Raw genomic sequence first — 12,461 nt, forward strand, 5'->3', positions numbered from 1 at the left:
CCAGCGCCTTGCGTCGTCCGCGGCGGGAGCCGTGGGACGTGGCGGATACAGCGAATTGTGGTCGATGCGGGGAGGGCGTGACGAGGGCTGTGGATAACTGTTGTCGGATAAACGGATAACGCGAATGGGGGTGTGGATGACGAGTCATCGCGCCCGCCACAACGCGCTACGGTCGTGTCCTCGCTGCTCTCGATCGTGTCCTCGCTGCCCCCGTACGCAGGTCCCGTCCCCAGAGCCCGAGTGCGGCCCCGAACCCGCCCTGTGCCGTGCCCGCTGGCGGTTCCGCCGACCCTGTCGCCGTACGCGGCGCGCCCCCGGAGTCGACGGCGTCCGTGGCCGCGCGGGCGGGGGGAGTGGGCTGACCCGGTGGCCGCGCGGGCGGGCGCGGAGTGGCGTGTGGGTGCCGTGAGTTGATCGGCTCGCCGAGCCCACCACTCGGCCGGTCGAGGTGTCAACGGCGGTGACCGAAGTGCCGCGATTGCCGGTTATCGGGGTGCTCCGATGGAGGATCGGCGGCCCGGATTACTCCGTAAATCCGTCGTCACAGTGCGCTGCTCGGGCCACATCTCGCTGTGAACGGCCGTGGGGAGCGAGGAATCGCCTGCCGGGGCGAGAATGTGACCTGGACCACGTTCGAGGGTGAGATGCGTCTGGCCCGGCCCGTAATGGGTAGGGCTCGACGTGTCTCACTGCCCACCGACATCAGGAGGCCCGTGTGGCCGCGCCCGTGCACATCTTCCCGCACACCCTCTCCAAACAGACGGAGCCGTCCCAGCCCGATCTCTACGAGGGCGTGTCCGACCTCGAGTCGGCGCTGGACGGCTCCGGTGCCTGCGGGTTCGAGCAACCCCTGACCAGCGAACCGCCACTGTCCGACGCCGCGCCGCTGACCAGCGAGCCGCCGCTGGGCGCCGAGCGTCCGCTCACCAGCGAGCCCACGGCCGCCGCCTACCCCGTCGAGCGCGTCGACATGGGTCCGGCGCCCGCGGCCTGCTGACCGCCGCCGCCCGATGACCACAGCGCGCGCGGGAGAACAGGGGCCGGGTGCGCCGCGGGCACGGTGACCCGCGCGACGCGTGAACCAGCGCCGGCACCGAGACCGGCCGCTGGAACCCGAGCACCGAGAACGAGCACGGACGACCCCAACCTCCGCGCGCGCCACACCGGGCCTCGACCTGCGCGCCGTACCGGGCCCCGACCTCAGCCTCCCTCGCACGCCGCACGCCGCACGCCGCACGCCGCACTACATCGCCCCGCGCCCACCTGCCGGCGGCGTCTCCACCCGCGCCGTGCGCCGCCCCGCCTCCCGCGCACGCGTCACGCCGCCCCCACCCCCCGTCACGCCAACGCCGCGGCGACCCGGACCGGACCGCCCGTGCCGGCTGTCCCGTACGAGTCCGGGCGGGAGTTACGCGCACCCCGGGCGCGCGGTGCCGGGACCCGTTGGGTAAATTGCTGCTGTGAGCACTAAGGCCAAGAAGAACGCCCTGCGCGCCGGTACGATCACCGCCGGGCTGACGTTGATGCTGCTGATGTCGTCCCCCGCGTTCGCGCTCACCCGCGACGACGGTGACGACCCGGGTCCGGGTCTGAGCGTCATGGAGACGCTCGGCCTCTACGTCGCCGCTCCCATCGTGTCGTTCCTCGTGATCGCGGGCCTCGTGATGATCGGCAGCAAGAGCGACAAGCAGACCACGAGCTGAAGCCCCGCTCCACCGCCAGGCGCTCGCGGCGCACGCCGTGAGCGCCTTTGGTGTGCCCGGACTCCGGGACCGTATCCGCTAGCGCGCGCCGGACCGCCGCCGGGTCGCACACGTACGACCCCCGACGCACCACACCACCGCGCGCTGCGGGCCGTGCCCGGCCAGTCGTCGGCCGGGTGGGGGAGGCGTCGGCCCCGGGCGTGCGCGGTGGGCTCCCCGTGGGGCCGGGCTGGGTAGCTTTTCCCCATGGCGGACTGGGATGTCAGAAAGCTCCGCGTGTTGCGCACCCTCGATGAGCTGGGCACGGTCACCGCGACGGCCCAGGCCCTGCGCATGACGCCGTCGGCGGTCTCGCAGCAGCTTTCGGGGCTGGCCAAGCAGTTGGACGTGCCGCTCCTTGAGGCGCACGGGCGGCGGGTGCGGCTGACGGACGCCGCCCGACTCGTCCTGCGACACACCGAGGAGGTCTTCGCCCAGTTGGAACGGGCGGAGGCGGAGTTGGCCGGGTACCGGCGCGGGGAGAGCGGGCGGGTCCGGGTCGGCGCGTTCAGCACCGCCATCCCCGCCCTCGTGGTGCCCGCCGCCCAGCAACTGCGCCGCCGCCACCCCGCACTTGAGGTACGGGTGCACCAGGCCGAGGCGGCGGAGGCGTACGAACTGCTCGCCCGTGGGACCGTCGACCTGGCCCTGTCGCTGGCCGCGCACGCGCCGCCGGCGCGGGACCCGAAGTTCACGCGCGTACCCCTGCTCGCCGATCCGCTGGACGTCGCGTTGCCCGCCCGGCACCCGCTGGCCGCCGCGCCCGACCTGCGCCTCGCGGACCTGGCGGGGGAGGGGTGGATCTACGGCAGCAGCGGGCCCTGGTCGGAGATCACCACCGTCGCGTGCCAGGCGGCCGGATTCGTACCCGGGCAGGCGCACGCCGCCGCCGACTGGCCCTCGATCCTGGCCCTGGTCGCCGCCGGGATGGGCGTCGCGCTGGTGCCGAGGATGGCCATGGCCGCGGAGTACGGCGGCGCTGATCCGGCGGTCGCCGTGCGGGTGCTGCGCGCCGACCGGCCGTGCCGGCACGTCGTGGCCGCCGTACGCAAGGGAGCCGAGGGGGCGCCGGGGCTCGCCCGGGTGCTGGACGCGCTGCACGCCGTGGCCGCTACGCGGCCCGGTCGGCCGACGGCGAAGCGCATCGAACCCCTTCCGGGCGTGGCCCGCGCGGGCAAGGACAAGAACGTTCAGCTCAACTGAAAAGTCCGGTCAGAAACTTTCGATGGACCGGCGAGGTCGCGACTGCCACGCTCGGGAAGCGGACCAACCTCGCCCACCCGCCGCCCCGTTTGCCACCGCTCGCCCGCCGTCTGTCGTTCGTGTTCGTCCGTCCGCTCGGCGCAGGCACCCGGTGGCGGATCGCCCCAACGGCACGTCGCTCCTCTGCCCGGCCACCGAGCCCGCCGATTCACCCACCCGCCGCGACCAGGTGAACCACCCCCGTCGGGCGAACCACCCTCGTCGGGCGTCCCCCGCCATCGCCGAGCCCGCCACGCCCACCAAGCGAACCCCTCCACCCGGGCCAGCGAACCCCGCCACTCTCGCCAGGCGAACCCACCCCGCGACCCTCGACAGGCGACCCCGCTCACGAAAGGCCACCCATGCCCACCAGCTCCGACGCGCGCCCCGACCCGACCCCCGCGCCCCCCGCCACCTCCACCGCACCACCGCCACCCGCTACCGGCCCCGAATCCGCCACCGGCTCCGAATCCGCCATCGCCCCCCTAACGGACACCGGAACCAGTCCCGAAACCGCCACCGACGCCCGCCCCTACCGCGGCGGCGACCCGTACGCCGACTACCGGGGCGGCGAGTTCCCGTTCGCCGCGCTCGTGGACCTCGCCGACCGGCGGCTGGGCGGCGGGGTCATCGCCGCCAACGACGAGTTCTTCGCGGAGCGCGAGAACCTGTTGCTGCCCGGGCCCGCGGTGTTCGACCCGCGGGCGTTCGGTCACAAGGGCAAGGTGATGGACGGCTGGGAGACCCGGCGCCGCAGGGGCGTCGACGCCGATCACCCCTTCCCGGCCGACGGGGACCACGACTGGGCGCTGATCCGGCTCGGCGCGCCCGGTGTCGTCCACGGAGTGATCGTGGACACCGCCCACTTTCGGGGGAACTATCCGCAGCGCGTCAGCGTCGAGGCCGCGGCCGTCCCGGGCACGCCGAGCGCGCGGGACCTGCTCTCGGACGCGGTGCGCTGGGAGCCGCTCGTGCCGCCCACGCCCGTACGGGGCCACGCCGCCAACGGCTTCGCCGTCGACGCGGAGCGGCGCTTCACCCACCTGCGCCTGTGCCAGTACCCCGACGGCGGGATCGCCCGGCTGCGGGTGCACGGCACGGTGGTGCCCGACCCCGAGTGGCTGGGCCTGCTGGGCACCTTCGACCTGGCGTCGGTGGTGCACGGCGGGGCGGTCGAGGACGCGTCCGACCGCTTCTACTCGCCCCCCACCAACATCATCCGGCCCGACCTGGCCCGCCAGATGGACGACGGCTGGGAGACCCGCCGGCGCCGGGCGCGGGGCGGCCACGACTGGGTGCGGTTCCGGCTCGCCGGGCACGGCGAGATCCGCGCCCTGGAGATCGACACCGCCTACCTCAAGGGCAACGCGGCGGGCTGGGCCGCGGTGTACGGCTGCGACGCCACGGCCGCCGACCCGGCCGACGCGGCGTCCTGGTACGAGATCCTGCCGCGCACCGCCCTGCGACCCGACTCCCCACACCGCTTCCGTCTCGCCGCCCCGGCCACCGCCACCCACCTGCGCCTCGACGTCTTTCCGGACGGCGGCATCGCCCGGCTGCGCGCCCACGGCGCCCTCACCGCCACCGGCCAGGCCCGCCTCGTGGAGCGGTACGCGGCCCTCACCGACTGACCCGGCCGCCCCACGCGTCACGAAGGCGCGGCGGAGGGGGACGGCTTGGTGTTTACGGACGCTTTAACCTACGTTGTCGTAACCTACGGAACCGTAGGTCGGACACGTCCCCAGTAGTCCGTTACTCCCCGTCCCCAGGAGTCTCCGCTGTGACCACCGCTATAACTCGTCGTACGGGAAAGGCCGCCTGGAGCGACAGCCAGTTGTTGTACGCGCTCGAAGAGGTAGTCGAGACCGAACTCAACCGGCATCTGCGCGTCGCCAAGGAATGGATGCCCCACGAGTACGTGCCGTGGAGCGACGGCCGTAACTTCGACGGCGTGATGGGCGGCGAGGCGTGGGCCCCCGACCAGTCCAAGGTCAGCTCGGTCGGCCGGGTGGCGCTGGTGGTCAACCTCCTCACCGAGGACAACCTGCCCAGCTACCACCACGAGATCGCCACCCTCTTCGGCCGGGACGGCGCCTGGGGCACCTGGGTGCACCGGTGGACCGCCGAGGAGGGCCGGCACGGCATCGTGATGCGCGACTACCTGCTCACCTCGCGCGCCGTCGACCCGGTCGAACTCGAACGCTTCCGCATGTCGCACATGTCGGAGGGGTTCCAGTCCGACAACGCGCACAGCATGCTGCACTCGATCGCGTACGTCGCCTTCCAGGAACTCGCCACCCGCATCTCGCACCGCAACACCGGTCACCACTCGGGCGACCCGGTGTGCGACCGGATGCTGGCGCGCATCGCCACCGACGAGAACCTGCACATGGTCTTCTACCGCAACCTGCTCTCGGCGGCCTTCGAGATGGCCCCCGACCAGACCATGTGCGCCGTGCGCGACGTGGTGGTGGCCTTCCGGATGCCGGGCCACGGCATCCCCGGCTTCGAGCGGGCGGCGGCCCAGATGGCCATCGGCGGCATCTACAACCTGCGCATCCACCACGACGACGTGCTCCAGCCCGTGCTGCGCTACCTCAAGGTGCTGGAGATCTCCGGTCTCGGCCCGGACGGCCTCGCGGCACAGGAGGAGCTGGGCATGTACATGGGCGGGCTCGACGAGCAGGCGACCCGCTTCGACGAGCGGCGCGAAGCGCTGCTCGCCCGCCGGGCCGCCCGGGGCCGCTAACCCCCACCGGGGGAGGCCACACGAGCCCCGCCCAGCACGCGATCGGCCCCCGCCCCCCACCAGGAGGGACGGGGGCCGACCCCTGTCAACCGACGACCACGGCTCGCCTCAGCCCACCGCTCCCGCGACAGACCGCGAACCCGCCGCTGCCGCGACTCGGCGTGAGCCCGCCGCTGTCGCGACAGACCGTGAACCCGCCGCTGCCGCGGCAGCGTCATGCCGCCGCTGCCGCGGCAGCGTCATGCCGCCGCTGCCGCGACAGCGTTATGCCGCCGCTGCCGCGTCGGCGTCGGCCCGCTGCGCCCGCAGCGCCCGCTCCACGCCCGCGCGGTTCTCCGTCACCACGCGGCGCAGCGCCGCGCTCGGCTCGGCGCTGGCCAGCCACGCGTCCGTGGCGTCCAGCGTGGCCTGCGAGATCTGCAACGAGGGGTAGAGGCCCACCGCGATCTGCTGGGCGATCTCGTGGCTGCGGTCCCCCCAGACGCCCTTGACCGCCGCGAAGTACTTCTCCGCGTACGGCGCGAGCAACTCGCGCTGGTCGGCCTGGACGAAGCCGTTGATGGCCGCCTCCTGCATGGCGTTCGGCAGCGCGTCCGACTCCACGACCGCCGCCCACACCTCCGCCTTGGCCTCCGGCGTCGGGCGCGCCGCGCGGGCGCTGGCCGCGTGCTGCTCGCCGGCCGACGTCTTGTCCCGCTCCAGCTCGGCGTCGATCGCCGCGTCGTCGGCGCGGCCGGTGGCGGCCAGCCGCAGCAGCAGCGACCAGCGCAGGTCGGTGTCCACGGCCAGGCCCTCGATGGTCTGGCTGCCGTCGAGCAGCGCGGCCAGCAGGTCCAGGTGCTCGTCGGTGCGGGCGGTCGCGGCGAACGCGCGGGCCCACGCCAACTGGTGGTCGCTGCCGGGCGCGGCGGCCCGCAGGTGCTCCAGCGCCGCCTCGCCCCACTTCGCCAGCCCGGTCTCGCGCCAGGCGGGGGCCGCGTACGCGTCCAGGGCCAGCTTCACCTGGCGGTGCAGCGACTGCACGACGCCGATGTCGGACTCCTTGCCGATGCCGGACAGCACCAGCTCCAGGTAGTCGCGGGTGGCCAGCTCGCCGTCGCGGGTCATGTCCCACGCCGAGGCCCAGCACAGCGCGCGCGGCAGCGACTCGGCGAAGTCGCCCAGGTGCTGGGTGACCCGGCGCAGCGACTCCTCGTCCAGACGCACCTTCGCGTACGACAGGTCGTCGTCGTTGAGCAGCACCACGGCGGGGCGCGGCTTGCCGACCAACTGCGGGACCGGCGTCAGCTCGCCGTCCACGTCCAGCTCGATCCGCCCCCAGTCCTCGCCGTCGGGGACGCCGGCGCCGCGCACCAGCTTGCCGTTCGCGTCCAGGTCGTAGGCGCCGATCGCGATCCGGTGCGGGCGCAGCGTCGGCTCGCCCTTGGCGCCGGTGGGCAGCGCGGGGGCCTCCTGGCGGACGGCGAAGGAGGTGATGATCCCGTCCGCGTCGGTCTCGATCTCCGGGCGCAGGATGTTGATGCCGGCCGTCTCCAGCCACAGCTTCGACCACGTCTTCAGGTCGCGCCCGCTGGTCTCCTCAAGGGCGCCCAGCAGGTCGCTCAGCCGCGTGTTGCCGTACGCGTGACGCTTGAAGTACGCCTGCACGCCACGGAAGAACTCGTCCTGCCCGACATAGGCCACGAGCTGCTTGAGGACGCTGGCGCCCTTGGCGTACGTGATGCCGTCGAAGTTGACCAGCACGTCGTCCAGGTCGTTGATCTCGGCCATGATCGGGTGCGTGGACGGCAACTGGTCCTGCCGGTAGGCCCAGGTCTTCATCGAGTTGGCGAACGTGGTCCACGAGTGCGGCCACTTCGAGCCCGGGGCGTACGCCTGGCAGGCGATGGAGGTGTAGGTGGCGAACGACTCGTTCAGCCACAGGTCGTTCCACCACTCCATGGTGACCAGGTCGCCGAACCACATGTGGGCCAGTTCGTGCAGGATCGTCTCGGCCCGCACCTCGTACGCCGCGTCGGTCACCTTGGACCGGAAGACGTACTGGTCGCGAATGGTGACCGCGCCCGCGTTCTCCATCGCGCCGGCGTTGAACTCCGGCACGAAGAGCTGGTCGTACTTGGCGAACGGGTACGCGTAGTCGAACTTCTCCTCGAACCAGTCGAAGCCCTGCCGGGTGACCTCGAAGATCGCGTCCGCGTCCAGGTACTCGGCCAGCGAGGGGCGGCAGTAGATGCCCAGCGGCACCGAGCGCCCGTCCTTCTCGTACGCGCTGTGCACGCTGTGGTACGGGCCGACGATCAGCGCCGTGATGTAGCTGGAGATGCGCGGCGTGGGCTCGAAGGTCCAGGTGCGGTCCTTCGGCTCGGGCGTCGGTGAGTTGGAGATGACCGTCCAGCCCTCCGGGGCCACCACGGTGAACTGGAACGTCGCCTTCAGGTCCGGCTGCTCGAAGGACGCGAAGACCCGGCGCGCGTCCGGCACCTCGAACTGGGTGTACAGGTACGCCTGCTGGTCCACCGGGTCGACGAACCGGTGCAGCCCCTCGCCGGTGTTGGTGTACGCGCAGTCGGCCACGACGCGCAGTTCGTTGCGGCCCGCGCGCAGGTCCGGGAGGGTGATCCGGGAGTCGGCGAAGACCTCGGCCGCGTCCAGCGCCGTGCCGTTCAGCACCACCTCGTGCACCGCGGGCGCGACCAGGTCGATGAACGAGGAAGCGCCACCCTCGGCGCTGTCGAACCGGACCGTGGTCACCGAGCGGTACGTGCCACCTTCCTGCGCGCCGGAGAGATCGAGCTCGATCTCGTACGCGTCGACGGTGAGCAGGCGCGCCCGCTCCTGCGCCTCTTCGCGGGTCAGATTCGTGCCAGGCACCTGGGCATCTCCTAACTTTTCGACGTACGTGAGCCGTAGTGACCAGCCATCCTTCCACGCCACGCGGGGCGGCCCCGTCGAATATTCCGCTCGCCCGGTGGCCGGTCCCGGCACGGCGCGGCGGGGCGAGCCGATGGCGTCGGCTCGCCCCGCCGGGTGTGGGGCCGGCCCCGCCGGGCCGCCGCCTGTCGGGCGACGGTCCGGGGGCCGGCCGCGTACTACCGCGTACTACCGCGTGCTACGGAATGACCTTGGCGATCTGCACGCTGCCGCCGCCGGTGCTGGTGCCGGCCTGGTTGACCAGCGACAGCTCACCGAAGAACGTGCGACCCTCCGGAGCCGGGCCCGCGACCACGACATCGGCCGTGACCTGCGTCGACTGCCCGTTGGCGAGCGTGATCCGCTTGCCGCCGTCGGCCTTCAGCTCGCCGAGCGACGGGGCGAAGAACAGGTCCCGGTAGTCGTAGGCGGTGCTGCCGGCGGGCACCGCGTAGCCGGCCACCTCGATGGTGTAGACGCCGGCCTTGGGGGAGCGCAGCGACACCTTCTCGTCCGAGCCGGACGACGTGGACTCGCCCACCACCTGGCCGTTGAAGACCACGGCCAGGTCGAGGTCGGCCTTGCCGTCGGCCGCGCCGCCGATCGCGACGTCCAGGCGCGAGGCGCCCTCGGCGACCGTGACCTGGCTGGTCCGCGTCTCGCCCTGCTTGATCGTGGGCCGCTCGGTGCGGGCGGAGCCCAGCGGGCCGCCCTGGAGCTTGCCGTCGATCGGGCCGAACCCGTTGCTGACCTTCCACTCCACCGGAGTGGCCTGGCCGACCTTCGCCTCCGCGAGGGTCTGCGTCTCGGGCGAGAAGGTGCTGCCCAGCGCGTTCACGGTGAGCTGGTACGGGTTGTCCAGGACCGGCGAGGTGCGCCGCGACTCGACCTCGATCTCCCACACGCCCGGGATCGGGTTCGGGTAGGCGCGGCGGTCGGGCCGGCAGGTGTTGGCCGGGTTGTCGTAGTTCGGGTAGCAGGCGATCGACGAGGTCGGGTCGACCGGCACGCCGTACGGGTTGATCGCGACGAACCGGGTCTGGCTCTTGTCGCGCAGCCCGCCGAGCGCCACCTCAAGGGTCTTGGCGCCCTTGGGCACGTTCACGAAGTACGAGGTCGGCGCGTTGCGCTGGACCGAGCCCGACTCCTTGACCGCGTACGACGGGCCCGCCAGCGGCTTCGCCACCACGACGGTGTTCAGGATCTGGTGGTCGACGCCCTCGGTGCGACGGTCGTTGACCTCCAGGATGGCGCTGTGCACGCCGGCCGCGCCGGGCCTGGCCACCACCTTGACGGTGACCGGCTTGTTCAGCGGCAGCGACACCGTGCCGCTGCCCGCGAGGCGGAACGCGCCGCTGTTGTTCCGCCACTTCAGGGTGTGCCGCACGGCGCGGTCCGGGCCCGTGGTGCGGGTGATGGTCACGTCGTACGTCCTGGACTGGCCGGCCTTCAGGCCGCCCTCACGGTCGTAGACGCCGGTGCCGAAGCCCGGGGTCTTCAGGTAGTCCGACAGCGCGGTCTTCACCGGCGCCTTGACCGTGTACGCGTGCCCGTGCGCGCCCCGCCGGATCGACTTCCAGGCGTCCACGATGTCCATCCGGCCGGCGCCCTGCTCGTACGCCTGCACGCCGGGGATCTTGTGCGCGGTGCTGGTCAGCGCGGTGCGCAGGGTGGCCGGGGTCAGCTCGATGCCCCGCTGCCTGGCCGCCGAGAGCAGCAGCGCGGACGCGCCGGCCGCCTGCGGGGAGGCCATCGAGGTGCCCTGCAGCATGCTGTAGCCGACCGGCAGTTCGTATCCGGCCTCCTTGACCGGCGAACCGGGTATCCAGGTCTGCGTGGTGTTGATCGACGCGCCCGGGGCGACCAGGGTCGGTGTGAAGCCGCCGTCCTCACGCGGGCCGCGCGAGGAGAAGGGGAAGAGGTTGTACTTCCGCTTGACCTGCGAGCCGTAGTTGGCGGCCCAGGTCTCCTTCGAGACGCCGGCGCCCACGCTGATCACCTTGTTGGCCAGCGACGGGTCGCCGATGGTGTTGGCGCCGGGGCCGCTGTTGCCCGCGGAGATGACGAGCTGCACGCCGTAGGTGTCGATGAGCCGGGTGTACAGCTCCGAGCGCGCGTTGTTGCCGTCGTTCAGCGGCGGCAGGCCGCCGATCGACATGTTGACGATGTCCACGCCGCGCTGGGTGACGAGGTCGATCATGCCCTCGGTCAGCGCCACGTTGGTGCAGCCGCCGCTCCAACTGCACGCCCGCGAGGAGACGATCTTGGCGCCGGGGGCGGCGCCGTTCATCTTCCCGCCGAAGAGCTTGTTGGCCGCCGTGATGCCCGCCACGTGCGTGCCGTGCTCGGACTCGATGATGCCCACGTTGACGAAGTCGGCCTTCTTGCCGACATTGGAGCCGCCCAGCGGGTCGAGCGGCACGTCCTTGCGGATCTCCACGACGAACGGGGAGCGCTCGGCGACCGGCGTCTTCGGGTCGTCCGTGCCGAAGTAGCCGACCTGGAACCCGTCCCGGTAGGGCTTCATCGGCGTGTCGTCGGTGAAGTCGCCGTTGTCGTTCAGGTCGACGCGGACGGTGCCCTTCGCCGCGTCGTAGAGCAGCGCCCAGGAGTCGGTCGTGTCACCGTCGCGGTTGACGTCGCCGTGGTAGTCGCTGCCGTCCGGGCCACCGTCGGTGATCTTCTCCTGGAAGCGGCTGACCTGGTACGCGCCCGCCGGGGCGGTGTAGGTGCGGCCCTGGTAGGAGAAGGAGGGGCCCGAGACGTTGGTGGTCATCGGGCGCCAGGTGCCGTCGTTGTCGGTGATCGGGTCGGTCGCCGTCACCCAGTCCACGATCTTGCGCTCACCGGTGGTGGTCTTCTGCAGCGCGGGGTGCGCGAGGTCCACGCCGGAGTCGATCACGCCGATCGTCACGCCACGGCCGTCGGCCCGCGGGTTCTGCTGCACGAAGTCCACGGCGCCCGTCTCGTGCGCCGGCTGGTACGGGTTCCTGGCCGGCGTGTTCCGGCCCGGCGCCGGGTACGAACCGGACTTCGCGGACGCGCCGCCGCGCACCGCGTCCGCGCCGGGCGTCGGGTCCGGGAGCCTGATCTCGTGCTTGAGGTCGATGCCGTGCACGTCGGCCATCCGCTTGGCCGCCCCGATGGCCTGGTCGGCCCGGGCGATCGGCACGGTGGCGCGGACGTAGCCGAGCTTGTCGTAGGTGCGGCCGACGGACGCGCCCTGGGCGGCGTCCAGCGTGTCGGCGACACGGTCGGTCGAGCCGGGCTGGGCCGCCACCATCATCGTGATCGTCTTGTCGCCCTCGGCCTTGGCCTCGGCGAGCAGCTTGGCGTCGGCCGCGCCGAGCTTGTCCCCCGCGGGCTTGGCCGGCTTGGCGGAGGCGGGCGGGGCGCCGCCGGGGGTGGGCTCGTCCGCGAGGACGGGCGCCACACCGGTCGCGGACAGCGCCGCCACCAGACCCGCGGCGAGCACGACCCGGGCCGTGCGTCTTTTGCGTCGGGATATGTCTTCAGGTGATCGGGACATGGGCATCCTTGTTCGGAATACGGAGCCAATAGACCGTTCACCCTTGTGTAAGGACGCGTTGTTTGGGGAGTGCTGCCCGAGCCAGAGATGCCGATTGGCATATTCCCGCCAACGCGCAATGAGCGGCGAAGCGTACGCAATGCCACGAAGCGGACGCGGGCGCCGATGTGGTTGCGGGGTGCGGGGTGCGGGGTGCGGGGTGCGGGTTGTGGGTTACGGGTGCGGCCGAGCGTGCGGGCGTGGGGCGGGGCCCGTGGGGGCGCTCGGTTGGCGCGCGGGCGGGGAACGG

7 protein-coding genes are annotated in these 12,461 nt (G+C 72.3%); 5 read left to right on the forward strand and 2 right to left on the reverse strand.

Translation table 11 applies throughout. The features are described from left to right. Positions 1–715 precede the first annotated feature (715 nt). The 5 genes from AC3CHW_RS24470 to AC3CHW_RS24490 all read left to right on the forward strand — a co-directional run bounded on the left by AC3CHW_RS24470 (position 716) and on the right by AC3CHW_RS24490 (position 5,733). Positions 716–997 carry a hypothetical protein gene (locus AC3CHW_RS24470; protein WP_398607268.1) on the forward strand — a complete coding sequence of 94 codons (282 nt, stop codon included), beginning with the start codon at positions 716–718 and terminating at the stop codon, positions 995–997. A gap of 463 nt (positions 998–1,460) precedes the next feature. Then, the gene (locus AC3CHW_RS24475) at positions 1,461–1,703 is read left to right on the forward strand and encodes a hypothetical protein (protein WP_187059818.1); all 243 of its coding nucleotides are present in this window, start codon (positions 1,461–1,463) and stop codon (positions 1,701–1,703) included. A gap of 246 nt (positions 1,704–1,949) precedes the next feature. Next, complete coding sequence (locus tag AC3CHW_RS24480; protein WP_488467919.1) at positions 1,950–2,945, forward strand: LysR family transcriptional regulator; 996 nt, start codon at positions 1,950–1,952, stop codon at positions 2,943–2,945. A 401-nt stretch (positions 2,946–3,346) separates the two neighbouring features. Beyond that, positions 3,347–4,615, forward strand: coding sequence for an allantoicase (gene alc, locus AC3CHW_RS24485; protein WP_488467920.1), 1,269 nt, complete (start codon positions 3,347–3,349; stop codon positions 4,613–4,615). A gap of 149 nt (positions 4,616–4,764) precedes the next feature. Beyond that, positions 4,765–5,733, forward strand: a complete 969-nt coding sequence (locus AC3CHW_RS24490; protein ID WP_176161625.1) for an acyl-ACP desaturase — start codon at positions 4,765–4,767, stop codon at positions 5,731–5,733. Between the two features lie 264 nt (positions 5,734–5,997). On the opposite strand, the gene pepN is transcribed toward AC3CHW_RS24490, so the two are convergent. Beyond that, on the reverse strand, positions 5,998–8,604 hold the full coding sequence (pepN, locus tag AC3CHW_RS24495; protein ID WP_488467921.1) for an aminopeptidase N: 2,607 nt from the start codon (positions 8,602–8,604) through the stop codon (positions 5,998–6,000). A 238-nt stretch (positions 8,605–8,842) separates the two neighbouring features. Then, a complete protein-coding gene (locus tag AC3CHW_RS24500; protein ID WP_488467922.1) occupies positions 8,843–12,172 on the reverse strand; it encodes a S8 family serine peptidase in 3,330 nt (1,109 codons plus the stop codon). Positions 12,173–12,461: the final 289 nt, after the last annotated feature.

The organism is Streptomyces sp. MGP-BFMKR1, assembly GCF_057766585.1.

Bases quoted from the DNA above. Each gene is read 5' to 3' on its own strand.
- AC3CHW_RS24480 (WP_488467919.1), top strand. From the start codon at position 1,950: ATGGCGGACTGGGATGTCAGAAAGCTCCGCGTGTTGCGCACCCTCGAT.
- alc (WP_488467920.1), top strand. From the start codon at position 3,347: ATGCCCACCAGCTCCGACGCGCGCCCCGACCCGACCCCCGCGCCCCCC.
- AC3CHW_RS24500 (WP_488467922.1), bottom strand. From the start codon at position 12,172: ATGTCCCGATCACCTGAAGACATATCCCGACGCAAAAGACGCACGGCC.